A 24,547-nucleotide genomic window follows, 5' to 3' on the forward strand; every position below is an offset into this window, starting at 1 on the left:
GTCAGACGTGCCGGCGGCTCTGCACGATGCGGAACCGGTTGGCCACGTACGCGCCGTCGGTGAGCGCCGAGTTCGCCGCCGGGTTCGCCCCGGAACCGTGGAAGTCGGAGAACGCCGCCGACTGGTTGACGAAGACCCCGCCGGTGAGGTTGCAGGACAGGTGGACCCCGACCTCGACCGCCGCGGTCTCGGCGGCGTCCAGCACCGCCTCGTCGGTGGAGTAGACCCCCGCGGTCAGCGCGCCCTTCTCCCCGACGGTCGCCCGAAGGATCTCCAGGCTGTGTGCGGTGGAGTTGGTCGCGATGGCGAACGAGATCGGCCCGAACCACTCCCGGGAGTAGGTCGCGGTGTCGGTGGCGTCGAGCTTGACGACGGCCGGCGTACGCACCACCGCGTCGGGGAACGACGGGTGCTCGACGGCCCGCGACTCCAGCACCGGCTCGCCGACCTTGGTGACCTCCTCCAGCCGCTCCAGCACGCTGTCGTTGACGATCGCGCCGGTCAGCTCAACCCCACGGGCCGGGTCGGCGGTGAGCTTGGCGACCGTACCGGCGATTCCGGCGGCCACCTCGTCGAAGCTCTTGTGCCCCTGGTCGGTCTCGATGCCGCCCCGGGGGATCAGCAGGTTTTGTGAGGTGGTGCACATCTGGCCGCTGTAGAGGGTGAGCGTGAAGCCCAGGTTGCGGCACATCCCGGCGAAGTCGTCGGTGGAGTCGATCACCACCGTGTTCAGGCCGGCCTTCTCGGTGTAGACCGCGGCCTGCCGGGCGTTCTCCTCCAGCCAGTCGCCGTACTCGGTGGAGCCGGTGAAGTCGACGATCTTGACGGCCGGGTGCAGGGCCAGGGTCGAGGCGAGCTTCTCCCCCGCCGCCTCCGGGGCGAGCTGCACGAGGTTCGGGTCGAAGCCGGCCTCGGCGAGCACCTGACGGGCGTACTTGACGGTGATGGCGAGCGGCAGCACCGCACGCGGGTGCGGCTTGACGACCACCGGGTTGCCGGTGGCCAGCGAGGCGAACAGACCCGGGTACGAGTTCCAGGTCGGGAAGGTGTTGCAGCCGATCACCAGCGCCACGCCGCGCGGCACCACGTGGAACGTCTTGCTCATCCGCAGCGGGTCGCCCTTGCCGGCGGCCTTCTCCCAGCCGGCCGTGCCCGGGTGGCGGGTCATCTCGGCGTACGCGTAGGCGATCGCCTCCAGCGCCCGGTCCAGCGCGTGCGCGCCGCCGGCCTGGAAGGCCATCACGAACGCCTGGCCGCTGGTGAACTGCACCGCGTTGGCCAGCTCGAAGACGTTCTTGTGCAGCCGGTCGAGGATCTCCAGGCAGACGCCCGCCCGGGCCTGCGGGCCGGCGTCGCGCCAGGCCGGCAGGGCGGCGGAGGCGGCGGCCACGAGCTGGTCGGCGGCGGCGTGCGGGTAGCGGACGTTCAGCTCCACGCCGAACGGGCTGACCTCGGTTGCGACGGTTTCGCCGTCGGTCGGCTGGTCGAGCGGGAATTCCTGGTTCAGGTACGCCTCGAAGGCGGCCTTGCCCTCGGCGGCGGCGTTCTCGCCGTACACCCGGGGGCTGGGCGACTCGGGATAGGCGGACCAGTATCCCCGCTCCGTGATCGCGGTCAGGGCACGGTTGAGGGTCTCGGCGTGCCTGTCGTACAGGGGGTGCGGCGTCTCCGTCATGCCGCAATCATGCAACAGGTAGCCACCAGATCAGTAGGGGCGTGTCACAACTCAGATCGTCAGCTGCCAGTCCGTCGAGCCGGCCACCGGGCGGCAGCCGAGCTGCTCGTTGATCGCGATCCTGCGGGTGGCGCCGTGCACAGCGAAGGGGGCCAGCGGTTTCCGCTGGCCCCCTTCGGACGTTGGTCGGGAGGGACGTCCGCGCAACGCCTCCGGCGCTGGGTCGAAAGACCTTAAAGTCTTCGGCGGATGCCCTCCCGCACCGAGCATCTTCCGCCGTCCCATTCCTGCCGTCAAGTCCTTGTCGGTACTTTTTCCACACTCACAGCGAATAGCCAGCTACCCAGCCAAACGCCCCGATCCCCCACCCGGGCGATCCACCCTCCCCCGCCCAGCCCGCCTCCGTCACCCATCCACCCCGTCATGATCAACGCCAGTTGCGGGACATCGTGGTGTCAGGGCTCCGGGACACCCCCATGTACCGCATCCGGAGCCGATCATGGATGGGCGGGACGGGCGGCCGTCCGAGTCGGATCCGGTCGGCCGGCGAGCGCGGGGTCAGCCGAGCAGGCCGGCGTCGCGGGCGGCCCGGAGGGAGGGCTTGATGTGGTGGGTGGGGCCGAGGTGGGGGGCCACGGCGTCGAGGGTCTTGAGGCCCTCGCCGGTGTTGAAGACGACCGTCTCGGCGGCCGGGTCGAGGCGGCCGGACTCGACCAGCTTGCGCAGCACCGCCACGGTGACACCGCCGGCGGTCTCCGCAAAGACCCCGGTGGTACGGGCCAGCAGCCGGATGCCGGCGCGGATCTCCTCGTCGTCGGCGTACTCCATCCAGCCGCCGGTGCGGCGGACCGCCTCCAGCGCGTAGAGGCCGGCGGCCGGGTCGCCGATGTTCAACGACTTGGCGATGCCGGTCGGCTTCACCGGGACGATGGTGTCGGTGCCGGCATGCAGCGCGGTGGCGATCGGGTTGCAGCCGGCGGACTGGGCGCCGAACACCTTCCAGCCCTCGGCCGGCGCCTCGACCAGGCCGATCTCGACCAGCTCCGAGAACGCCTTGTCGATCTTCGTGAGCAGCTCGCCGCTGGCCATCGGGATGACCACCTGCGCGGGGATCCGCCAGCCGAGCTGCTCGGCCACCTCGTACCCCAGGGTCTTGGAGCCCTCGGCGTAGTACGGCCGGACGTTGACGTTGACGAAGGCGGTGTCCTCGAATTCGTCGGTCTCCACCAGCTCGCCGCAGAGCCGGTTGACGTCGTCGTACGAGCCGTCGATGGCGACCAGGTCGCCGCCGTAGACGGCGGTGGTCACCACCTTGCCCGGCTCCAGGTCGCTGGGGATGAAGACCACCGAGGGCGACCCGGCCCGGGCCGCGTGGGCGGCCACCGAGTTGGCGAGGTTGCCCGTGGAGGCGCAGGCGTAGCGGGTGAAGCCGAGCGCCCGCGCGGCGGTCAGCGCCACCGAGACCACCCGGTCCTTGAACGAGTGGGTGGGGTTGGCGCTGTCGTCCTTGACCCAGAGTGGGGCGGTGATGCCCAGCTCGGCAGCCAGGTGCGGGGCGGCGACCAGCGGGGTCAGCCCGGGGTCGAGGGTGACGCGGGTGGCCGGGTCCTGACCGGCGGGAAGCAGGGCCGCGTACCGCCAGAAGTTCTTCGGTCCGGCCTCGATCTGCTCGCGGGTGACCGTGGCCAGGGCGGCGGAGTCGTAGTCGACCTCCAGCGGCCCGAAGCACTCGTAGCAGGCGTGCTGGGCGGCCAGCGGATAGCGTGCGGAACAGCCGCGGCAGACCAGGGCGCGGGCCGGGCTGAGGGTGGTGTCGATGCCGGAGGCGGCGGGAAGCGTCGACGTCATGTCGAGGGTCCTCTCATCTTTCCCCGCATCGCCTTGTGCGGCGGGGACGGAATTGGCACCTACCGGCGTCGCTCGTCATCGAGCGCGCGGGTGGTTGCCGGGGCGTCGTCGGGCCGTATCCCTCAGCCCCTCTGGATGAGGTATGCAGTTGTGCCACCGAGTCTATGCCCGGGTCGCGCCGCCGCCATGGCGGATTCCCACGCTGTGAACTGCCCGGCGCGGCGCGGCCCCAGCTCGCCGGGCGACGGCGGCGCGGGGGTTGACCACCACCGGGCGCGGGCTACGCGCTCCTTCCGGGTACGAGCTTGCGGGGGTGGCTGGGTGTGGTGGGTGGAACGCTATGGAGGTCACGGGGGCCCGGAGACATCCATGGCGTTCCACTGACGGGGTCTGGCGCGCGGGTGCTGCGGGGTGGCGGCGCCTGGCATGATCAACCGGGTGAAGATGACGGCGCGGTTCGGCGCGCTGGCAGGAGTCGCTCTGCTCGCCGCCTGCACCTCCGCACCGGCCGCCGACACCGGCGCACCGACCCCGTCCACCACCGCCGGCCCGGGCCTCACCGCCTGCCCCGCCGAGGGAATACGCATCACCGAGCTCGGCGTGGACGCCGCGATGGGACTGCGGGCAATGGGCCTGGAACTGGTCAACTGCGGGACCCAACCGTACGAGTTGGAGGGGCACCCGGTGCCGCGGCTCTGGGACGCCGACCGGGACCCGCTGGCCGTCGAGGTCGTGCCCGGAGCCCGTTCGATCACCTCGGGCTTCGACTATCCGCCCCAGCGGATCATGCTGCGCCCCGGCGAACGGGCCACCGCCGCCCTGCTCTGGCGCAACCTGGTCACCGACCCCACGGTGGTCGCGAGCAACGGCGCGTACCTGGAGATCAGCCCGGTGGCCGGGCGGCCGGCCCTCCCGGTGGACCTGGACGCCCCGATCGACCTCGGCAACACCGGCCGGCTCGGGGTCAGCGCCTGGAAGCCAAACGCCTGAGGCGACCAAGCCGAGATCTTGGCAGGAATGCGCTCCTCCAGGGGCCTTTTCCCACCAAGATCTCGGCGAGGCGCCAGGGTCAGGCTGAGTGGTGGGCGGGGTGTGGTGGGGCGGGGAGCACATGGCGACGCCACAACATCCTGTCGAGTGCCCAGGCGCCGGGGCCGAGCACCGCGATGAGCACGAACGCCCAGCAGAAGAGGGCGGCCATTTCACCGCCGTTGCGCAGCGGCAACAGCCCGTGCGGCTGGTGCACCACGAAGTACGCGTACGCCATCGAGCCGGAGGCGAGCAGCGCCGCGGGACGGGTCACCAGGCCGACGAGCACCAGGACGCCGCAGACGAGCTGGATCAGCGCGGCCCACCAGCCGGGCCACTGACCAGCCGGGAGCGCCTTGCCGCTCATCTGGTTGCCGCCCAGCACGCCGAAGAGCGACGCCGTGCCGTGACAGAGGAAGAGCAGGGCGATGACCATGCGGAACAGGGAGAGCGCGGGACCGTTCAATCGTGCCGGAACCATCAGAAACCTCCACTGAAGGGGATAGATGTTTCCAGCATGCGCCGCCAGCATATCGATGTTAATAAATTCCTTACTGGTGGGACGGCTCGCAACGCCCCTGTTCAAGGGACTGGGAACGCTCCCATGATATCGCCGTTCGTCAACCGCTCCGGGCGGGGGCGTCGGCGAGGACCGCACGTAGCGGCCGGCGGCCGTTTCGTCGTTGCCGGCGTCGCCGCCCCTGCTGACCGCCCCTCGCCATCCGTCAGTGGAACTCCATAAACGTCAAACTGCGCCGTTGACCTCAATGGTGTTCCACTCACCGCCCGGGCGATGACCTCCACGGCGTTCCACCAGGCGGCAGACATAGCAGTGGTACGCACCCACTAGCTTTCGGGCTCGCGGTCGGCCTCCCGAACGAACACTCCCCGACCAGGTGCGCCAACGACCACGCCCCGGTCACGCAGGAGCGCCACCGCTCGCGCAGCAGTAGAGAACGACACCGAGTAGAGGTCCGCAAGCTGGGAGTAGGAGGGAAGCTTGGCTCCCGGCTCGTACTCACCGGCCTTGATCCGGGCGGCAATGTCAGCGGCAATGTCGGTGTAGCTCAATGGAATCGCGGGCATGTTGATCCTCCCGGGTTGGCGATTCCATCTGATCACGCCACACAAGTTCACCTCAAGCGCTTGGTTGACCTATGTCACTAGGCGCAATAGCGTTGCGATGAACCGCCCGGGTTGGCACCAGGGTGGGTTCACCCTCCGGGAGACGAGGCCCGGACAGCGCCGGGGTGGCGCGTGTACATCACAGCCGGAAACCCCCTCCGGCTGGTCGACGCGCTGCCCCGGCAACCACCCACGATCAGGAGGTTTGACGTGACGGTGTCGGAGGCGAGTTCGGTGGTGCCCGCCGCCAGCGCGATCTGGGCGGTCGAGCAGGTGACCGGTGAGCTGCGGGAGACGTACCTCGCGGTGGCCGCCGCCGCCGTACTGCTGGAACGCACCGGCGCGGGCTGCACGCACCCGGCGATCAGGCTGGCCCGGCGCAGCGGCGAGGACGCGCTCGACCTGGCCGGCGACGCGGAGCGGCAGCTCAGTGACGGGGTACGCCGGCTCCGCGCGGAAGCCGGCCACCAGGATCCCGCCACCATCTGCGACCTGATCGAGGTGCTGGACACCGCCCGGGACCAGTTGGACGCAGCAGCCGCCCGGATCGGCCAGCTCCCGGCCCGGATCACCGCCGCCGGACAGCAACTCCTCAATACCGACCGGGCCGACCCGACCGACCGGGCCAACCCGGCCGACCAGGCCACCGCGACGGCCGCCGGGCAGTGGAACCGCGCGGCCGAACAGCTCGACCTGATGGCGGCGAGCCTGGCGTCGGCCGTGGCCGCGCTGTCGTCGTATGCCGGTGGGTTGTCGGGGGCGGAACCCGCGACCACCTGAAGCCTGCTCGCGGACGCCGCGAGGAGGAGAAGGGCCCGGGGCGGGTGCCGGGCTCCGGCCGGTACGCCACGCGCGGTCGTGCCGGTCGCCCCCGCCCGCCTCGGCGCCGCAACCGGCCGGCCCCTCCAACCCAGGATGCCAGTCCACTACGACACCGACGGACCCGGAAAGGCGAGACATCCGTGATCTACCGAGCCATGCAGCGTCTGCTCCCGCGGCACGTCCGCACCGCCACCTTCGACCGACGCCGGTGGCGCGGCCTCGACCCCGACCAGGTGTACGCCTACCTCGGCCGGGTCGCCGACGAGATGGAACGCCTCACCCGCGACCTGGCAACCGTCGACGCCGAAGGCCAGCGCATCCGGCAGGCGCTGAAGCAGTGGCAGTCCCGGCACACCGAATGCCGACACACGTCGGTGGCCGCGAACAGCCGGTGGTACCGGTGAACGACCCGCACTGGATCATCCACCTGCCGACCACCCTGACCCGGGTCGACGACGCCGCCGCCCTGGCCATGGCGCTGCGCCGCTCTCTGGGCCACGTGCTCGCCGTCGACTTCGGCGAGACGACCCTGTCCGAGGAGGATCGCCAATTCGTGCGTACCCGGGTCTGGTGTGACGCCCCGCTGGCCGGCACCGACCGTTGCCGGCTGCCCGACATCCACGAAGGCCCGTGCACCTCGCTGGGCCGATGACCGCTGCGATGGTGCGGTGAAGTGGCAGCGCTTGGCGGTTAGTAGGGCCGGGCTCCTCGTCCTCCGCATGGAGTGGTACGAGAAGCCCGGCCCGCGTTTCACATCGTGGTGCCCCTGGATCCGGCTACAGACCCGCGCACTGTCCCGTCTTCGGACCGGACACGGTGTTGGGCCGGCCATCGTTGCTGGGCGCCGGGGAGTTCCCGCTGCACGACAACGGCCCGCTGATCTTGTTGCCGGCCACGGTCGGCGCGTCGGTCACCTTGTTGTTCTGCAGGCTGACCGGCCCGCTGATCGACGAGCCGTGGATCGCCAACGTGTCGGTGCTGCCGTTGATCGTCACCGGGCCGCTGATCGTGCTGTCGAGCAGCGCGAAAACGGTGGCTCCGGACGCCGTCACCGGACCGCTGAGCCGGGCGCCGGTCACGTAGAGCCCGGCTCCCTTCTTCACCGTCACCGGGCCGGACACCGTGGCGCCCGCCAGGCATGTCACACCGGACGTGACCTGCAGCGGACCGGAGTAGCTCCCGGTGATCGTCCGCGTGCAGGCCGGCATCGGTACGCTCTTGACGTCCAGCGGGATCTGCACCGTCACCTCGGTGCCGGTGGTCACGCCCGTGACGACCAGGTCCCGAGTCGCCGGCGCTCCCTGAGTCGCTGCCACGGGAACCTCGAAGGTAACCGTGGCCCGACCGACCTCGTCGGTGTTGTCGGTGCTCGCGTCGGCGGTGCCGTTGACCGCGAACACACCGACGTCCTGGCCGGCGAACTTGGCGGAGACCTTCTCGTCCTTCGGCTCGTTCGTGCTGAACAGCAGTGAGGAGAGGTTGACGGTCACGGTGTCACCCGACTTGAACCCGGCCGCCGGCGCGTCGAAGTGGACGCCAACCGCCCGCTGCGCCAGCTTCAGCGATACGGGCGAGTTCGCGCCGAGGTAGGCGACCATCGACTGAAGGTCGACCTGGCCGGTGTCCCGCTTGTCCGCCCCATTGCCGAGGGTGAAGAAGTTGTCTCCACCGGAGGCGAGGAACGAGTTCACCACCACGCGGTAGGCGGCGGTCCGGTCCAGCTTCTTGCCGTTGAGCGTGATCGAGGTGATGTGGTGACCCTTGGGTGCGGTCGGGTCGTAGGTGTAGAAGAGCCCCTTGGACACGCCGAGCTTGAGGAATGGCCGGCTGGCACCGTCCGGCTGCCACTGCTCCTCGAGCACCTGAACGACCTGCTCGCCGGTAAGGGTCATCGTGACCAGCGTGTTGGCGAACGGCTGAACCTCCGCCGCCTCCTTGTAGGTCACCGTGCCGTTGGCCTTACCCGCGGCTGCGTACTTCATATCCGTGCGGAGACCACCGGGGTTCATGAAGGCGATCTCAGTCGACGGGTCGGTGCCCCGCGCACCGGCAAGTTGCGCATCGGCCACGAGGTTGCCCAGGGTCGACTCGCCGCCGCGGTTCTCCGTCGTGCCGTTCGACTGGCGCGCGCGGTTGAAGTCCGCGCTGATCTCACCGAGCTTCTTGCTGCCCTCGACCTGGGCGACGGCCACCGCGTCGTCCACGATCGCCTTGGCCGTCGGGTCCGGGCCGTAGAGCGGCTTCCACGAGCCGTCTGCCTGCAGTTGGGTCAATGGGACGATCTTCGAATCGACCGAGGTGGTCTGATGCTTGTTCTTGTCGTAGGCGAAGGTGACCTTGTTCAGGTTGTAGCCGTACTGGCCGGCCGACACTACGGGCCGCACGGTCACTGGGCGGTTCGCGTCCTGCCATTCCTTCACCGGGATCTGGTGGTTGTAGGCCAGGTGTGTGTGCCCGGAGATGATCGCGTCGAAGTGCCCGTTGACCCCGGTGACGATCTTGCCGAAGTCGCTGTTCGGGTCGGTCGACGACGCCAGCGCGGTGGTTGCGGCCCCCTCGTGGACGAGCAGGACGAGGATGTCGGCCTCACCCTTCTGCTTCATCTCGTCGGCCACCTCGTTGACCGTGCTCGGGATGTCCAGGATGTCGAGCATCGAGATGCCCGCCGGCGTGACCAGCTCATCCAGGTGCTCGGTCACCGCGCCGACGAAGCCGACCTTGACGCCGTCGACCTCCTTGACCCAGGACTCCATGAGCTCCTTGTACCTGTCCTGGAGCTCCTTCTTGACCTTGACGTTGGCACCGATGTATTCCCATGTGGCCCGTGGGATGACGCGGTTCATCAGGTCGTCGTAGCCCTGGTCGAACTCATGGTTGCCGACCGCGCTGACCTCAAGCGATGCCGCGTTGAGGGCGTCGATCGTGGGGTTGTCGCGCTGGATGAAAGAGGTGAACGTCGAGGCTCCGATAAGGTCTCCCGCCGCGGCGAAAACCGTATTCGGGTTCGCAGCCCGCATCTGTTTGACTGCGGTGGTCAACGCCGCAGCTCCCGCTTCCTGGCCGTTCATTTCCAGCCGGCCGTGGAAGTCGTTGATGCCGAGAATGTCGATCGTGACGGGGTCTCCTGCAGCCGCGGCGGGCGTGCCGAGCAAACCGATGCCCGCCGCAGCCATCATCACGGCTGCGACGAGTGGGACGAGACGCCTCTTCAGGCGCATCTGATGCCTCCGAGGGGATTCTGAGGATAGGAATGGCCAAGGCCGAAGTTCGGCCAACCATAAGCGATGATCCTGACCAGGCGAGAACTGGTCAGGTAGCCAAGATCTAACGTTTCATGGCACAGCGGGTGTGGGACGCCGTGCCAGGTCCAGCGCCGCGACGCCCGCTCACTGCCCCGCTGGAGCCGCTCAGCTCGTGATGTCCTTGCGGGTGAAGCGCCAGAAGGCCAGCCCCCAGAATGCGGTGGCGTAGGCGATCGCCGAGATGGCGCCGCGTACCAGGCCGTCGGTCTGCACCGGGGTGGAAAGCAGACCCAGCCAGGCGGTGCTGAAGTGGGTGGGCAGGAACGCGCGCAGCCCGCCCAGCGCGGTGATCTGGTCCAGGATGCTGGACAGGATCCAGAGCAGCACCGCCCCGCCGACCGCACCGAGCGCCGCGTCCGTGGTCACCGAGAGCAGGAAGGCCAGGCCGGCCACGACCAGCAGGACGACCGCCAGGTAGCCGAGCACCGCGAGCAGGCGGAGCAGCCCCTCGGCCGGGGCCAGCTCGGCGGAGACCTGGCTGCGCAGCGGGGACCAGCCGTACCGGAGGGTGCCGGCGAGCAGCGCGGTGCCGGCGAGCAGCAGCAGGGCCAGCGCCGAGTACGCGAGCGCGACCAGCAGCTTCACCGCCAGCAGCCGGGCCCGGGGCACCGGGATGGCCAGCAGGTAGCGCAGGCTCCCCCAGCTCGCCTCGCTGGCCACCGTGTCCCCGCAGAACAGCGCCACCACCACGACCAGCAGGAACGACGACGACACGAAGATCGAGAACAGGGCGAAGTTCAACCCGCCGGATACGGCCAGGTCGACCAGGCTGCCGAACTCGTTGTTCCGGTTCCGGGTCTCGTTGCCGGAGTTGAACTGGAACGCGACCAGGATGACCAGCGGCAGCAGCACCATGAACCCGAGCGCGAGCTGCGTACGCCGCCGCGACGCCTGCCGGCGGAACTCGGCCCGGAACGGCAGGGTCGCCGACGGCCGGTAGCCCGACGCCGCGCCGGGGCCGATCCGGCCCGCACCAACAGACTCCCCCATCACCGGTCTCCGCTTCCCCGAGAGTTCTCGCCGACCAGGGCGAGGAACGCGTCCTCCAGGCGGCGCCGGGGCACCACCCGGTCCACCCCGATGCCGGCCCGGACCAGTTCGGCCACCACCTCGCTGCGGGCCGTCCCGTTGGTGTCCACCACCAGCCCACCGTCGCCGCTCTCCGGCAGCACCCGTACGCCGGTCAGCCGGTCGAGCACGTCGCGCGCCGCGTCCGGGTCGTTCACCTCGAACAGCACGCTCGACGACTCGCCGACGATGTCCTCGACCGGGCCCGAGGCCACGATCCGCCCCTTGTTCACCACCACCGCGTGGGTGCAGGTCTGCTCCACCTCGGCCAGCAGGTGGCTGGAGACCAGCACGGCTCGGCCGTCGGTGGCGTACCGCTGGAGCACCCGGCGCATCTCGGCGATCTGCGGCGGGTCCAGGCCGTCCGTCGGCTCGTCGAGCACCAGCAGTTCGGGCAGGCCGAGCATGGCCTGCGCGATGGCGAGCCGCTGTCGCATGCCGTGGCTGTAGTTTTTCGTCCGCCGGTGCACCGAGTCGCCCAGTCCGGCGATCGCCAGCGCCTCGTCGAAGTGCGCGTCCGCCCAGGGCCGCCCGGTCGCCCGCCAGTACGCCTTGAGATTTTCCAGGCCGGACAGGTGCGGCAGGAAGCCCGGCCCCTCCACCAGCGCGCCGATCCGGGAGAGCACCGGCGAGCCGGGCACCAGCCGGTGCCCGAAGACGTAGATCTCGCCGGCGGTGGGCTGGGTCAGCCCCATCAGCACCCGCAGCGTGGTGGTCTTGCCGGCGCCGTTCGGGCCGAGCAGGCCGACCACCTGACCGGGATGCACCTCGAAGTCCACACATGAGACGGCGACGAAGCCGTCCGCGTACTCCTTGCGGAGGCGGCGGACGGCGAGCGGGACGCCCGCGTACTCCGGGTGGACCGAGCTGTCCTGGCGGCGGTGCCGGCGGCGGACGAGCAGGACGACCACGACGAGCCCGACCGCGATCGCGGCGAGCAGGCCGGCCAGTGCCCAGCGCCAGACCGTGGCCGTGGTCGGGATCGGCTGGGCGGCGACCGTGGGCAGGGTCAGCGGGCCGCCGCCGAGGGCGACGGTGTGCACGGCCGGCTCGGCCGGGGTCGTGTACGCCTGGTCGGAGGTGGCCACGACGACCCGCAGCCGGTGCCCGGACTCGATCCGGCGGACGATCGCCGGCAGGGTGACGGTGACCGGCTGGGCGGCGTCGATCGTCGCCGGCAGGCCGGTCAGTCGGACCGGGGCGACCAGGCCGTCGGGGAGGGTGGCCGCGCCCTTCGGGTCCACGTCGTAGAGCTTGACGAAGAGCACCGCCTCGCCGGTGGGCGAGGCCGCCCGGATCCGGACGGTCGGCGTGCCGACCACGTCGACCGGTTCGGTCAACGGCGCGGACTCGAACCGGGCGTGCTGGCCGGGAATGTCGCTCGCCACCCCGCTCAGCAGCGAACCGATCGCCCCGGCGAACGGCACCGAGGAGATCGCCGCCGGGTTGCCGTTGGGCGGGTTGGCGACCGGCTGGGCCGACCCGGTCAAGTTGACCTCGCGGTGGCCCTGCCCGGCCAGGCCGGGGTAGTCGTCGGTGTGGTAGCCGGTGGCCACCAGTCCCCGGTCGAGCGCGTCGAAACCGGCGATCCGGGAGAACGTGAATGATTCGCCCGGCGCCGGGCCCTCGCCCTTGACGTAGTGGTCGAGCCACTGCGCGGTCAGGAACCGCACCCGGTCGGAGTCGGAGGTGGGGCCGGTGCCGCCGTCGTGGCCGCCGGTGAACCAGGCGACCCGGACGGGGGTGCCGGCGGCGGCGATGCCGCGCGCGTTGGCGTCCGCCTCGGTGAGTGGGAAGAGGGTGTCGGCCTCACCCTGCACCAGCAGGGTCGGCGCCTTGATCTGGTCGAGCACCCCGGCCGGGGAGGAGCGGCGCAGCAGGTCGACCGCCTGGTCGTCGGCCCGCCCGGTGGTGGCGATCCGCAGGTACGCGGCGCAGACGTCTTCGGCGAACCGGCCGCAGGAAGGGTTGGCTGCGCCGCCGGGTGCGCGCCCGGAACTGGTGCCGGGGCCGGCGCCGGGCTGCGGACTGGGCGCGCCGGCCGACGCGGGAGCGCCCTCGGGCTGGCCGCCGGTGGTGCCGGAGACGCCGGCCGGGCCGGAGCCGACGGTGCCGCCACCGCCGAAGAAGAGGCCGGCCCAGCCCTTCTTGAACACGCCCTCGGCGGGCGCCTTGCCGGTGCTCTCGGGCAGGAACGCCCGGGACAGGTCGTTCCAGGTGATCATCGGGACGATCGCGTCGACCCGGTGGTCCTGCGCGGCCAGCAGCAGGGCCAGGCCGCCGCCGTACGAGCCGCCGACCACGCCGACCCGGGGATCGCCGGCGGAGTCGAGGAGGATGTCCGGACGGGCCGCGAGCCGGTCGAGCAGGCGTTGCGCGTCGCGCACCTCATAGTCCGGGCTGTCCAGATGGATCTCGCCGCCGCTACGGCCAAAGCCCCGCGCGGTCCAGGTGAGCACGGCGTACCCCCGGTCGGCCAGGTCCTCCGCGTCGGCGCGGACCGACTCCTTGGTGCCGCCGAAGCCGTGCGCCAACAGCACCGCCGGGACCTGGCGCCGGGCCGAGGCGTCCCGGGGCAGGTAGAGCGTGGTGTCCAGCTCGACCGGCTCGTCGCCGGCCGGTCCGGAGCGGACGGTCACCAGCGCCGACTCGGTCCGGAAACCGGGCCGCTGCGGCTGGGCCGCCCAGGCCACGGCGGCGGCCACCAGGACGACCGCCACCACCCCGGCGACCACCCGGCGACGGCGGGTGGCCAGGGCACGCCGGATCCGCGTGGCGGCGAGCGGTGATCTCATGCGGCACACGGTACGGCCCGAACGCTGAGTGGTACCTGAGATCCGCCGCACGCGAGAACGGCCGGCGTGGCACAGGCGGCTACTGTCGGGCGGGTGGCGGAACCCGAACTGACCCTGACCGCGAGCCTGCGGCCGGCCGCGCTGGACGCCCGGCGCGGCGTCGTCCGCCTGCATCCGAAGGTGCTGGCCGCGCTGGCGCTGCGCCCCGGCGATCCGGTCCGGCTGACCGGCCGGCGGGTGACCGCCGGCATCGTCGCCCCCGCCGAGCCGACCGCGAGCACCGCCCTGCTCTACGCCGACGACCTGATCCTCGGCAACCTGGGCCTGCGGGACGGCGGGCAGGTGCGGGTGAGCCCGCTGCCGGTGGTCCCGGCCCGCACGGTGACCCTGGCCGGCCCGGCCGGGATCGTCGCCGTGGTCTCCCCGGAGATGCTCCGCCTCGCGCTGCTCGGCAAGCCGGTCACCACCGGGGACGACGTCTCGCTGCTGCCGCAGGACGTGCTCCCCGACGCCGCGCTCCGCGGCCTGGTCGAGACCGCGCGGCGCACCCTCGCCAACACCGTGGGATACGCCTGGACCAGCACCCTGCTCACCGTGGTCGGGGCCGAGCCGGAGGCCGGCGCACTGGTCACCATGGACACCGTGGTCGGCTGGGAGCACGGCCCGGTCAACCGACCGGCCGGGGCCGGGACCGAGTGGGCCGCGCCCGAGCCGGAGCCGGCCGAGCCGGTGCCGGCACCGGACCTCGACGAGCTGCCCGGGCTGCGGACCCAGGCCGAACAGCTGACCGAACTGCTCGACCTGGGCTTCCACCACCAGGAGGTGCTGGGGCGGCTCGGCACCACCGTCTCGCTGGGCGTCCTGCTCGCCGGGCCGGCCGGTTCGGGCAAGGCGACGCTGGTCCGGGCGGTCGCCGCCCGGGTACGCGCCCGGGTGTGCTCGCTGTGGGCGCCGGAACTGGCGGCGCTGAGCAACGACGCGGCGGCCCGCCGGCTGCGCGAGGCGGCCGAAACGGTACGTGCGGACGGCCCCGCGGTTCTGCTGGTCACCGACGTCGAGGCCCTCGCGCCGGCCGACGAGCCGGGCCCGGTGGCCACGGTGTTCCGACAGGTCGTCGCCGAGACGGTCCGGGCCGGGGCGGCCGTGGTCTGCACCACCGGCCGTCCGGAGGCGGTGGACGCCGCCCTGCGCGCCCCGGACCTGCTCCCGCTGCGGATCACCGTCCCGCTGCCCGACCAGGCGTTGCGCCGGGAACAGCTGACCGTGCTCACCCGACACGTGCCGCTCGCCGAAGACGTCCGGCTGGACGAGGTGGCCGCCCGTACGCCGGGGTTCGTCGCCGCCGACCTGGCCGCGCTGATCCGCGAGGCCGGCGTGCGCGCGGCCCTGCGGCAGAAGACAACCGCGTCACCGACGGTGGCGATGACCGACTTCAGCGCCGCGCTGGAGGTGGTCCGCCCCACCACGATGGCCGGGTCCACCCTGGAGCTGGCCTCGGTGACCCTCGACGACGTCGGGGGCCTGCACGAGGTGAAGGGGACGCTGACCGAGTCGGTGCTCTGGCCGCTGAGCTACCCGGACACCTTCGCCCGGCTGGGCGTGACACCGCCACGCGGGGTGCTCCTCTACGGGCCGCCCGGCTGCGGAAAGACCTACCTGGTCACCGCGCTGGCCGGCTCCGGGCGGGCGAATGTGCTGTCGGTGAAGGGCGCGGAGTTGCTCTCCAAGTGGGTGGGCGAGAGCGAACGCGCGGTCCGCGAGCTGTTCCGCCGGGCCCGCGAGGCGGCCCCCACGCTGGTCTTCCTGGACGAGGTGGACGCGCTCGCCCCGGTTCGCGGCCAGGCCACCGACGGAGGTACGACCGATCGGGTGGTGGCCGCCCTGCTCACCGAGCTGGACGGGGTGGAGGCGCTGCGCAACGTGGTGGTGGTCGGCGCGACGAACCGGCCGGACCTGGTCGACCCGGCGCTGCTGCGCCCCGGCCGCCTGGAACGCCTGGTGTACGTGCCGCCGCCGGACGGTCCGGCCCGGGCCGAGATCCTCAAGGCGGCGTCCCGGAACGTCCCGCTGGCGCCCGACGTGGATCTGGCCGCGCTCGGCGGGGAGCTGGACGGCTTCTCGGCCGCCGACTGCGCGGCCCTGGTCCGGGAGGCGGCGCTCGCGGCGATGCGTGAGTCGCTGACCGCCACCACGGTCACCGCCGCCCACGTCGAGGCCGCCCGCACCCGCGTCCGCGCCTCCCTGGACCCGGGCCAGGTCGCCCACCTCGCGGCGTACGCCGAGAAGCAGACGGGCTGAGCCGGCGCCGTCCTCCTGGCTGCGTCAGCGGGCCGGCAGCACGGAGTCCAGACACATCCGCGCGTGCAGCTTCCCGCTCTCTTCGCGCAGTTCCGCGCCGCATTTCCGCAGCACGGAGACGGCACCCTGGTTGTCCGGCGTCGTCTCGGCCACGACGGTGTGCATGCCGGCCGCGGCGGCGACGTTCAGCAACTCGCGCAGGGCCGCCGCGCCGAGCCCACGGCCCCGCGCCGAGCGCCCCAGCCACATTCCGGTCTCCACCGTCCCGGGCTCGTCGCGGCGGCTCATCCGGACCATGCCGACCACCTCGCCACCCGCGACGATCGCGTACATCAGGGTGCGGGTGGGGCCGTCCAGGCCACCGAAGCTGGCCCGGTGGAACTCCCGGAACGCGTCCCGACGGGCCAGCGACCAACCGGCCGGGGCGTCCACCGGGGGCATGACGTGCTCCGGCTCCGCCTCGGCAGCCGCTACGGAGAGCAACGGCTCCAGGTTCTGCTCGTCCACCGGCTCCAGTCGTACCGCACCCGTCACGAGCCGCAGTCTGCCGGCCGAACCGGCCCAAGTCCACCCCTTTGGCCCCGGACTGCCGGTCCGGACGAGCGGACCGGCCGGTCGTACCGCGTCCGGGTTCTACCTCACGCTCCGTTGTCAGCCGACCGGGTCGAACTCGCAGAACACCACCGAGGCGTCGTCGGTCCGCTTCTGCCGACGCAGCCGGTCCGGGTGGTCCCGCTCGGCGGCCCGGACCCGGCCGATCAGCCCTTCCGGCCCCTCCGCCGCCGTCACGTCGAGCAGGCCGGCCCAGTCGAAGAGGCCGAACTGCTCGACCGCGCAGGAGGCCCCGTCGCTGAGCAGCGCCGCCCGCCGAAGCGCCCCCGGTCCGCGCAGCGGCAGGGTCCCGGTCATCGCGTGGTAGGCAGCGTCCGGGTCGGCGGCGGCGACCCAGTAGCCGTGGGTCCGGTTCATCTGCTCCCGCTGCACGAGCACCGACTGACGGAGCCGGGTCGCCGGGTCGACGTCGGACCCGGGCAGCAGCCCGGCGGTACGACGCAGGTCCGCCATCGCCGCGTCGAGCCGCCCGTCGGAGATCACGCTGACCTGCCCACCGGCGTCCAGCACCAGCGGGCTGTCGCAGAGCACCAGGTAGTCCACCTGGTCGCCGCCCTCGCGGAGCAGACAGACGGTGGAGGACGGGGTACCCGGGTGGTCGAGGTCGCACTCCCCGCCGTGATCCGCGCGGACTGCCAGGATGGCCGCCGCCAGGCTGCTCATCAGCGTCGCCGCCGGCCGGGCCGCGACGGCCAGGCCGATCCGGGCCGCCAGGTGCCGGACGTACCAGGCCGGCCCGTGCACGCAGCCGGTGTCGAAGCCCTCCGGCACGGTGGCGCCGTCGAGGACCCCGACCAGCGGACCGAATCCGAAGACCACGTCCTCGTTCGCCAGCCGCCCGGGGGCCGGGTCGGAGGCGGAGCGTACCCGCATCAGCGGTGCCGTCCCGATCGGCCGCGCCGGCCGGCTGCCGGTCGGATACCGGCGATCTGGTGCCCCCATCCGTCGACTCCCTCCGTCGCCGCCGCCTACCCGCAACCGGCGGACGCCATGCCCGGGACCCGACCGGAGCCCGTCCCGCAACTCACCAACGCGGACCGCATCCCGCCGGTAGCGTCGGGAGCGGTCGTCCTTCTGCGGGGGCCGTACGACGCGACAGGGGGATCGCATGTTGGCACGTCTGCACGAGTCAGGGATCAAATCCGAGCACGCCTACCTGGCCGGATTTGTGAGCATCGGCCTCGCCTTCGGCAGCTGGTTCCTGTCCCGCCAGCTGGAGCGGGCCGGAATCGACCGGGCGGACCGCTGGGGCATCTTCGTCGGCGAGTGGGCACCCACCTTCTTCGCGATCGGCAACGGGCTGCGCAGTTACGAGAAGTAACCGGTCAGCGCCGCCGGATGCGCGTACGCGAAGAGCGCAGCCGACGCAGTCGGCCGACCAGCACCGGCTCGGCGGCCAGCGCAGCCGGATGATCGAGCAACGCGTTGAGCAGTTGGTAATACCGGGTCGCGGAAAAGCCGAAGGTGTCCCGGATCGCCTGTTCCTTGGCACCGGCGTGCTTCCACCACTGCTGTTCGAAGGCGAGGATCCGCTGGTCCCGTTCGGTCAGCCCGGCCGGCCGCCCATCCCCCGAGGCCGGCTCAGCGGCCGGCACCGCCTCGACGGCCGGGGCGGGGCGAGGCGGGGGGACGGCGGTCTCCCGGCGCCCGACATCGACGCGTCCGGACGACTCGAGCCGGTCGGCGGCGTCGGCGGGCATGGCCCTCCTCAGGTCCTCGGGGCGGGCGGCCGGCAGGACGGCGCCGGACCGGGGGACCCCCAGCCTAACCAGGGCCCGCCCCAGCCGCATTCGACGCGGCGGCCGGGGCGGGCCGGTGTCAGGCGATGTCCCGGCGCCGCATCGTCCAGAGCGCCGCGCCGAGGAACACCGCCACCCCGACCGCCATCAAAATGGAGGAGTGCTGCCAGGTGATGTCGAGGATCTCCGGCTTGCACTCCCCGGTGTAGGTGGCCTGGCAGGCCTGCCAGTTCTCCAAGGTGACCTTCTGCCGCATCCACGCCGCCAGGTAGGTGGGCAGCAGCCAGGCCGCCGCGAATTTCACCCCGGCCATCTGGAGCAGAATGCCGAGTCCGGCCTGGCCGACCACCACCGCGCCGATCGACCCGCCCAGGGCCATCGCGGTGTGCCGGCCGAGCGAGGCCAGCGCGAACCCGGCCGTCGCCATGACCAGCACCAGCACGATGCCGCGCAACCCGGTCAGGGCGAACGACTGCCAGACACCGGAGGTCATTTTCTCCGTGTTACCCCGGTAGGTGCCGGCCAGCCAGAACCCGCCGAGCCAGAGCAGCGCAGTGGGCAGCGCCACCGCGAACGCACCAGTCAGCAACGCTGCCAGCTTGGTCAGCAGGACGGTCAGTCGCTTCGGCCGCCAGAGCAGCAGGTTCATCATCCCGCCGGTGTTCCATTCGGCACCGACGAAGGACGCGCCGACCACGAACCCGACCAGCGCCAGGATCGCGGCGAATATCGTCAGGCTGTCGCCGAACTGCTTGCGGAAGTCGAAGGTCGGGGGTAGGTACCACCGCGCCTCGAACGCCTCCCGAGGCGGCGGCGAGATCACCGAACAGTCCTCGGGGTAGCGGCCCTCCTCCGCCGTGCCACCGGCCTTGGCCTGCTCGCACGCGGTGCGTTCCTGCTCGCTGTAGCGCACCTGCTGCTGGTAGTCCTGCTCGGCCTGGCGTTCGGCGCGCGCCATCGCGGTGGCGTCAATCTTGTGGTTGGTGGCGAAGATCCCGACGACCACGGCCGCCAGGATCAGCAGGCCTGCCGCGGTCATCCAGCGGGTGAACCGCCGCTTGGCCAGCCTGCGCAGCTCCGCACGGTAGAGACTCACGCGCCCCACCCTCCCGTGGTGGCACCGGGCTGCCCCGCGTCACCGACCTTCGTGGACTGGTCGACCTGCCGGTGCTGGCCGGGTACCGGCGCGGTGGCGGTCAATTCGAGGAAGACGCTCTCCAGGTCGACGGCGACCGGGGCGAGCTCACTGACGTAGAGGCCCTGTTCGGCGAGGAGCCGGGTGACCGTGGCCGGCTTGTCGACCCCGGCGAGCATCAGGTGGTCGGGGTGCCCGGTCACCCGGATCCCGGCCCGGGTCAGCGCGTCGGCGGCGGCCGGCAGGTCGGTGGCCGCCTCCAGCCGCACCCGGACGCCGCCGGTGGCGTGCTGCGCGAGCACCTCGTCGACCGGGCCGAAGGCCACCCGCCGGCCCAGCGAGATGATGGTGACCGAGTCACAGATCAGCTGGATCTCGCCGAGGATGTGGCTGGAGAGCAGCACGGTCATGCCGGATTCGGCGAGGTTGCGCACCAGCGTACGCATCTCCCGGATGCCGCCCGGGTCGAGGCCGTTGGCCGGCTCGTCCAGGATGAGCAGCTTCGGGTTCTTGAGCAGCGCGGACGCGACGGCGAGCCGCTGCTTCATACCGAGCGAGTACGTCTTGACCCGCTCCCCGGCCCGGTCGCGCAGCCCGACCAGCTCGAGCACCTCGTCGATCCGCTGCCGCGGCACCTCGCCGGCTTCGGCGAGCAGGGACAGCGTGTCCCGGGCGGTGAAGTGCGGGAAGAACTGCGGACTCTCCACGATGGCGCCGACCTGGCCGGCCACCGCCGGGAGCGCCGCCGGCACCTCCTGGCCGAGAATCGTCATCCGACCACCGTCGGGCCGGATGAGCCCGAGCAGCGTACGCAGGGTGGTGGTCTTGCCCGAGCCGTTCGGGCCGAGGAAGCCGTGCACCTGGCCGGCCTCGACCCGCATGTCGAAGCCGTCGAGCGCGTGGCGTGTCCCGCGCTTTCGACTCCGGTATGTCTTACGGAGACCCTCGATCTCCAGGACAGCCGTCAAGCTGACCTCCCCCGATGAGTAGGTGTCGCCGGACACCATACGCGGTATGCAGCCGCACATGATACCCGGTATGCATCGGGGTTTTCCCTGATTCGGCCTCAGGCACAGACGACGTGTACGCCGGCGTCGCGGAACGCCTGCACCACCGCCGGGGCGGCACCGGAGTCGGTCACCAGCGTCTCGATCCGGTCCACCGGGCAGATCCGGGCGAAGGCGTGACCGCCCAGCTTGGACGAGTCGGCGATCACCACCACCCGCTTGGCCCGGGCCACCATCAGGCTGTTCATCGCCGCCTCGCCCTCGTGATGGGCGGCCGCGCCGAGCTGCGGGTCGATCGCGTCCACGCCGAGCAGCGCGACGTCGAGGGTCACCTCGCGCAGCAGCGCCCCGCCCAGCGGGCCGACCAGCTCGAACGACTTGGGCCGGACCACGCCGCCGGCCACCACCACCTTCATCCGCGAGCGCACCAGCAGCTCGTTGGCGATGTTCAAAGCGTTGGTGACCACGGTGAGCTGGGCACCCTCGGCGCTGGTGTTGAGATCCGGCCGGACGGCGAGCGCCCGGGCCACCTCGGTGCTGGTGGTACCGCCGTTCAGGCCGACCACGGTGCCCGGGGAGACCAGCGCCGCGGCGGCGGCGCCGATCCGCTGCTTCTCGGCCGAGTGCTTGGCCGTCTTGTAGCGCAGCGGCAGGTCGTACGAGACGCCGTTGGCGACCGCCCCGCCCCGGGTACGGGTGATCATCTGCTGCTGGGCGAGCTGGTCGAAGTCACGCCGGATGGTGGCCTGGGAGACGTCCAGGCGCTCGGCCGCCTCCTCGACGCTGACCCGGCCGCTGTCGGTCAGCATCTCGAGCAGCGCGTTCCATCGGGCGTACCGGTCCACCGCGGGAACCTCCACTGACTCTGCACGAACGGTGATTGATTGCGTGCACAGTAGTGCGCGAAACTACGAAGGCGCAAAACCCTGACCTGCGCGATCTCGGGGCCGGTTGCCACGGCCACCCGACTTCGCGCACAATAACGCGCGAAAGATGGCCCTAACGCGCCGAATTGCGCAAGGTCTCCCCCGGGAGGAGTTGTCATGGCGTACGTGCCCACGGAAATCGCGAGCCAGCCCGACTGCTGGCGGGAGGCGGCCCGACTCGCCCCGACCGCCGCCGACCGCCTGCCGCGCCCCGGCGAGCGGGTCGCCGTCGTCGGTTGCGGCACGTCGTGGTTCATGGCGATGGCGTACGCCGGGCTGCGCGAGCGCGCCGGCCAGGGCGAGACCGACGCCTTCCAAGCCAGCGAGTTCCCCACCGGCCGCCACTACGACCGGCTCATCGCCATCACCCGCTCCGGCACCACCACCGAGGTGCTGGACCTGCTCGCCGCACTGCGCGGCCAGGTCCCGACCACGGTCCTGGTCGGCGATCCGGCCGCCCCGGCGATCGAGGTGGCCGACGCCGCGGTCCCCATGCCCTTCGCCGACGAGCGCTCGGTCGTGCAGACCCGGTTCGCCACCACCGCGCTCGCCCTGCTCCGCGCCCACCTCGGCGACGACCTGGGCCGGCTGGCCGCCGACGCCGAGGTGGCAGTCCGGGCCCCGCTGCCGATCGACCCGGCCGGCATCGAGCAGGTCACCTTCCTCGGGCGCGGCTGGACGGTCGGGCTCGCCCACGAGGCCGCCCTGAAGTGCCGCGAGACGGCCACCTTCTGGGCGGAGGCCTACCCGGCGATGGACTACCGGCACGGCCCCATCTCCGTCGCCGGCCCGGGCCGGCTGGTCTGGGCGTTCGGCGCGATCCCGGAGGGGCTACCCGAGGACGTGGCCGCCACCGGCGCCGCCTTCGTGCACAGCCGTACGCACGGCTGGCGCACGGTGCTGACCAGTTGGGCGGCCGGGCGCACCCCGGTCGACCCGATGGCCGACCTGATCCTCGCCCAGCGCTTCGCCGTCGCGCTGGCGACCAGCCGCGGCCTCGACCCGGACGCGCCCCGGCACCTGACCCGCTCCGTGGTGCTCGCGTGAGGCCAGGCGACGAGGTCGTCGTCGCGCTGGATGTGGGCGGCACCGGGATGAAGTGCGCCCTGGTGCACCCGGACGGGACAACCGCCCACGCCGAACGGCACGCCACCGACGCGGCGCGCGGCCCGGCGGCGGTGGTCGACACGATCCTCGACGTCGCCGAGGGGCTGGCCGGCAAGGCCCGCGCCGCCGGGCTGACCCCGACGGCCTGCGGGATCGCCGTACCGGGGGTGGTCGACGAGGCCCACGGGGTCGCGGTCTGGTCGGCGAACGTGGGCTTCCGGGACGTACCGCTGCGGGAGCTGGCGCGGGCGCGGCTCGGGCTGCCGGCGGCGCTCGGCCACGACGTGCGGGTGGGTGGCCTGGCGGAGGCGCGGCTCGGCGCCGGCCGCGACGGCGGCCACGTGCTCTTCGTCGCGATCGGCACCGGCATCGCCGCCGCCCACGTGGTGCACGGGTCGGCCGCCGCCGGCGCGCACGGCGCCGCCGGCGAGATCGGCCACATCCTGGTACGCCCCGACGGTCCGCCCTGCGGCTGCGGCCGCCCCGGCTGCCTGGAGGCGGTGGCCTCGGCCTCGGCGATCGGCCGCCGGTACACCGAGCTGTCGGGTGTTCCGGTCACCGCGGCCGAGGTGGCGGACCGGGCGGCGGCCGGTGAGCCGCTGGCCGGTCAGGTCTGGCGGTACGCCGTCGAGGCGCTCGCCGACGGGTTGGCCACCGGTCAGGCGCTCTACGACGTCGAGACGATCGTGGTCGGCGGCGGGCTGGCCCAGGCCGGTCCCCGGCTGTTCGATCCGCTGCGCGCGGCACTGCGCGCACGGCTGACCTTCCACCGGGAGCCGCGCCTGGTGGCGGCGTCCCTCGGCGACGAGGCCGGCTGCCTCGGCGCCGCCCTGCTGGCCCTGGACACCCTGAAGATGGAGAGCCGATGACCCTGCGCGTGACCGGCAAGGTGGTGACCCCGACCGGCGTGGTCCGGCAGGGCTGCGTGGAAATCCGGGCCGACCGGATCAGTGCGGTCGCCGAGTACCCGTCGGTACACGACGGGCACTGGATCGTGCCGGGCTTCGTGGACATGCACACCCACGGCGGCGGCGGGCACACCTTCACCACGGGCGACGCCGACTCGGCCCGCGAGGCGGCCGCGTTCCACCTGCGGCACGGCACCACCACCCTGCTCGCCAGCCTGGTCAGCTCCCCGTTCGCGGTGATGCGGGAGGCGACCGCCGCGTACCGGCCGCTGGTCGAGTCCGGGGTGCTGGCCGGGGTCCACTTCGAGGGGCCCTACCTGTCGACGGACCGCTGTGGCGCGCAGAACCCGGAGTTCCTCCGCGATCCGTCCACCGACGAGCTGGCGGAGCTGATCGAGCTGGGCGGGGGCGCGATCCGGATGGTCACCCTGGCCCCGGAGCGGGACGGCGCGCTGGAGGCGATCAAGCTGCTCGTCTTGCGGGGCGTGGTGGCGGCGGTCGGGCACACGGACGCCACCTGGGAGCAGACCCGGGCGGCCGTGACGGCCGGGGCGAGCGTCGGCACCCACCTGTTCAACGGGATGCGCCCGCTGCACCACCGGGAGCCGGGGCCGGTGGTGGCCCTGCTCAACGCCCCGAGCGTGGTCTGCGAGTTGGTCGCCGACGGGGTGCACCTGCACGACGGCATGCTGGGATTCGCCGCCTCGGTGGCCGGCCCGGAGCGGGCGGCCCTGATCACCGACGCGATGGCCGCCGCCGGCATGCCCGACGGCGAGTACGAGCTGGGCGGCCAGGCCGTCTCCGTGGCCGACGGGGTGGCCCGGCTTAGCCGGGACGGCGCCATCGCCGGCAGCACGCTGACCATGGACGCGGCCCTGCGGCACGCCGTCGCGGCGGGCATCACGCTGCCCGACGCCTGCCGGATGGCCGCGACCACCCCGGCCCGGGCGATCGGCCTCGGTGACCAGCTCGGAGCGCTGCGGACCGGCCTGCGGGCCGACCTCGTCGTGCTGGACGACGACCTCAACGTGGTCCGGGTGATGCGCGGCGGCACCTGGGTGAAGTGAACCCGGCTGTGGGGAGCGGGGAGCCATACTTGTCGCTCCCTTTGGAGCTGACATCACGAACGAATCGCCGCGCCTGCCGGGTCC

Annotated in this window: 22 protein-coding genes and 1 riboswitch; of the genes, 9 read left to right on the forward strand and 13 right to left on the reverse strand. The window is 72.2% G+C overall.

What is annotated here, in order from left to right:
• Nucleotide 1 precedes the first annotated feature (1 nt).
• Both paaN and thrC read right to left on the reverse strand, forming a co-directional pair.
• Nucleotides 2–1,675 (reverse strand): phenylacetic acid degradation protein PaaN, encoded by a 1,674-nt coding sequence (paaN, locus tag AB0C02_RS09570; RefSeq protein WP_357542996.1) that lies wholly within the window; start codon nucleotides 1,673–1,675, stop codon nucleotides 2–4.
• 558 nt (nucleotides 1,676–2,233) lie between these two features.
• The gene (gene thrC, locus AB0C02_RS09575; RefSeq protein WP_357542998.1) at nucleotides 2,234–3,523 is read right to left on the reverse strand and encodes a threonine synthase; all 1,290 of its coding nucleotides are present in this window, start codon (nucleotides 3,521–3,523) and stop codon (nucleotides 2,234–2,236) included.
• Between the two features lie 10 nt (nucleotides 3,524–3,533).
• Nucleotides 3,534–3,665, reverse strand: a riboswitch (SAM riboswitch).
• A 302-nt stretch (nucleotides 3,666–3,967) separates the two neighbouring features.
• On the opposite strand from thrC, the gene AB0C02_RS09580 reads away from it, so the two are divergent.
• Complete coding sequence (locus AB0C02_RS09580; protein WP_357543343.1) at nucleotides 3,968–4,513, forward strand: DUF4232 domain-containing protein; 546 nt, start codon at nucleotides 3,968–3,970, stop codon at nucleotides 4,511–4,513.
• Between the two features lie 79 nt (nucleotides 4,514–4,592).
• On the opposite strand, the gene AB0C02_RS09585 is transcribed toward AB0C02_RS09580, so the two are convergent.
• Both AB0C02_RS09585 and AB0C02_RS09590 read right to left on the reverse strand, forming a co-directional pair.
• Nucleotides 4,593–5,033, reverse strand: a complete 441-nt coding sequence (locus tag AB0C02_RS09585; RefSeq protein WP_357543000.1) for a DoxX family protein — start codon at nucleotides 5,031–5,033, stop codon at nucleotides 4,593–4,595.
• 365 nt (nucleotides 5,034–5,398) lie between these two features.
• Complete coding sequence (locus AB0C02_RS09590) at nucleotides 5,399–5,638, reverse strand: winged helix-turn-helix domain-containing protein (RefSeq protein WP_357543002.1); 240 nt, start codon at nucleotides 5,636–5,638, stop codon at nucleotides 5,399–5,401.
• A gap of 249 nt (nucleotides 5,639–5,887) precedes the next feature.
• Here AB0C02_RS09590 and AB0C02_RS09595 point away from each other — a divergent pair, with 249 nt between their 5' ends.
• From AB0C02_RS09595 to AB0C02_RS09605, 3 genes are all read left to right on the forward strand, one after another.
• Nucleotides 5,888–6,457: a hypothetical protein gene (locus tag AB0C02_RS09595; RefSeq protein WP_357543004.1), complete on the forward strand. Its 570-nt coding sequence runs from the start codon at nucleotides 5,888–5,890 to the stop codon at nucleotides 6,455–6,457.
• 197 nt (nucleotides 6,458–6,654) lie between these two features.
• The gene (locus tag AB0C02_RS09600) at nucleotides 6,655–6,903 is read left to right on the forward strand and encodes a DivIVA domain-containing protein (protein WP_357543345.1); all 249 of its coding nucleotides are present in this window, start codon (nucleotides 6,655–6,657) and stop codon (nucleotides 6,901–6,903) included.
• Nucleotides 6,891–7,151: a hypothetical protein gene (locus tag AB0C02_RS09605; RefSeq protein ID WP_357543006.1), complete on the forward strand. Its 261-nt coding sequence runs from the start codon at nucleotides 6,891–6,893 to the stop codon at nucleotides 7,149–7,151. The genes AB0C02_RS09600 and AB0C02_RS09605 overlap by 13 nt, the downstream gene beginning before the upstream one ends.
• A gap of 124 nt (nucleotides 7,152–7,275) precedes the next feature.
• Here the strand turns inward: AB0C02_RS09605 and AB0C02_RS09610 are convergent, their stop codons facing one another.
• The 3 genes from AB0C02_RS09610 to AB0C02_RS09620 form a co-directional block, all read right to left on the reverse strand.
• Nucleotides 7,276–9,717: a bifunctional UDP-sugar hydrolase/5'-nucleotidase gene (locus tag AB0C02_RS09610; RefSeq protein WP_357543008.1), complete on the reverse strand. Its 2,442-nt coding sequence runs from the start codon at nucleotides 9,715–9,717 to the stop codon at nucleotides 7,276–7,278.
• A gap of 189 nt (nucleotides 9,718–9,906) precedes the next feature.
• Nucleotides 9,907–10,791 carry an ABC transporter permease subunit gene (locus AB0C02_RS09615; protein ID WP_357543010.1) on the reverse strand — a complete coding sequence of 295 codons (885 nt, stop codon included), beginning with the start codon at nucleotides 10,789–10,791 and terminating at the stop codon, nucleotides 9,907–9,909.
• The gene (locus tag AB0C02_RS09620) at nucleotides 10,791–13,664 is read right to left on the reverse strand and encodes an alpha/beta fold hydrolase (protein ID WP_357543012.1); all 2,874 of its coding nucleotides are present in this window, start codon (nucleotides 13,662–13,664) and stop codon (nucleotides 10,791–10,793) included. The genes AB0C02_RS09615 and AB0C02_RS09620 overlap by 1 nt, the downstream gene beginning before the upstream one ends.
• Nucleotides 13,665–13,757: 93 nt before the next feature.
• Between AB0C02_RS09620 and AB0C02_RS09625 the strand changes: the two genes are divergently transcribed.
• Nucleotides 13,758–15,962 carry an AAA family ATPase gene (locus tag AB0C02_RS09625; protein WP_357543014.1) on the forward strand — a complete coding sequence of 735 codons (2,205 nt, stop codon included), beginning with the start codon at nucleotides 13,758–13,760 and terminating at the stop codon, nucleotides 15,960–15,962.
• 24 nt (nucleotides 15,963–15,986) lie between these two features.
• Here the strand turns inward: AB0C02_RS09625 and AB0C02_RS09630 are convergent, their stop codons facing one another.
• Together AB0C02_RS09630 and AB0C02_RS09635 are read right to left on the reverse strand one after the other, a co-directional pair.
• Nucleotides 15,987–16,496: a GNAT family N-acetyltransferase gene (locus tag AB0C02_RS09630; protein ID WP_357543016.1), complete on the reverse strand. Its 510-nt coding sequence runs from the start codon at nucleotides 16,494–16,496 to the stop codon at nucleotides 15,987–15,989.
• Nucleotides 16,497–16,613: 117 nt separating this feature from the next.
• Complete coding sequence (locus AB0C02_RS09635) at nucleotides 16,614–17,516, reverse strand: hypothetical protein (protein WP_357543018.1); 903 nt, start codon at nucleotides 17,514–17,516, stop codon at nucleotides 16,614–16,616.
• 166 nt (nucleotides 17,517–17,682) lie between these two features.
• Here AB0C02_RS09635 and AB0C02_RS09640 point away from each other — a divergent pair, with 166 nt between their 5' ends.
• A complete protein-coding gene (locus tag AB0C02_RS09640; RefSeq protein WP_357543020.1) occupies nucleotides 17,683–17,895 on the forward strand; it encodes a hypothetical protein in 213 nt (70 codons plus the stop codon).
• A 4-nt stretch (nucleotides 17,896–17,899) separates the two neighbouring features.
• On the opposite strand, the gene AB0C02_RS09645 is transcribed toward AB0C02_RS09640, so the two are convergent.
• The 4 genes from AB0C02_RS09645 to AB0C02_RS09660 all read right to left on the reverse strand — a co-directional run bounded on the left by AB0C02_RS09645 (nucleotide 17,900) and on the right by AB0C02_RS09660 (nucleotide 21,300).
• The gene (locus AB0C02_RS09645) at nucleotides 17,900–18,274 is read right to left on the reverse strand and encodes a DUF3263 domain-containing protein (protein WP_357543022.1); all 375 of its coding nucleotides are present in this window, start codon (nucleotides 18,272–18,274) and stop codon (nucleotides 17,900–17,902) included.
• Between the two features lie 118 nt (nucleotides 18,275–18,392).
• On the reverse strand, nucleotides 18,393–19,409 hold the full coding sequence (locus tag AB0C02_RS09650) for an ABC transporter permease subunit (protein ID WP_357543024.1): 1,017 nt from the start codon (nucleotides 19,407–19,409) through the stop codon (nucleotides 18,393–18,395).
• The gene (locus tag AB0C02_RS09655) at nucleotides 19,406–20,416 is read right to left on the reverse strand and encodes an ATP-binding cassette domain-containing protein (protein ID WP_357543026.1); all 1,011 of its coding nucleotides are present in this window, start codon (nucleotides 20,414–20,416) and stop codon (nucleotides 19,406–19,408) included. Before AB0C02_RS09655 ends, AB0C02_RS09650 begins: the two co-directional genes overlap by 4 nt.
• A gap of 98 nt (nucleotides 20,417–20,514) precedes the next feature.
• Nucleotides 20,515–21,300: a DeoR/GlpR family DNA-binding transcription regulator gene (locus AB0C02_RS09660; RefSeq protein ID WP_357543347.1), complete on the reverse strand. Its 786-nt coding sequence runs from the start codon at nucleotides 21,298–21,300 to the stop codon at nucleotides 20,515–20,517.
• A gap of 198 nt (nucleotides 21,301–21,498) precedes the next feature.
• On the opposite strand from AB0C02_RS09660, the gene AB0C02_RS09665 reads away from it, so the two are divergent.
• Genes AB0C02_RS09665 through nagA form a run of 3 tightly spaced genes read left to right on the forward strand, consistent with a single transcriptional unit; the run spans nucleotide 21,499 to nucleotide 24,463 of the window.
• A complete protein-coding gene (locus AB0C02_RS09665; protein ID WP_357543028.1) occupies nucleotides 21,499–22,428 on the forward strand; it encodes a sugar isomerase in 930 nt (309 codons plus the stop codon).
• On the forward strand, nucleotides 22,425–23,357 hold the full coding sequence (locus AB0C02_RS09670; protein ID WP_357543030.1) for an ROK family protein: 933 nt from the start codon (nucleotides 22,425–22,427) through the stop codon (nucleotides 23,355–23,357). The genes AB0C02_RS09665 and AB0C02_RS09670 overlap by 4 nt, the downstream gene beginning before the upstream one ends.
• The gene (gene nagA, locus AB0C02_RS09675) at nucleotides 23,354–24,463 is read left to right on the forward strand and encodes an N-acetylglucosamine-6-phosphate deacetylase (protein WP_357543032.1); all 1,110 of its coding nucleotides are present in this window, start codon (nucleotides 23,354–23,356) and stop codon (nucleotides 24,461–24,463) included. Before AB0C02_RS09670 ends, nagA begins: the two co-directional genes overlap by 4 nt.
• Nucleotides 24,464–24,547 lie beyond the last annotated feature (84 nt).

This window comes from Micromonospora sp. NPDC048999 (assembly GCF_040649295.1).
Lineage (GTDB): Bacteria > Actinomycetota > Actinomycetes > Mycobacteriales > Micromonosporaceae > Micromonospora.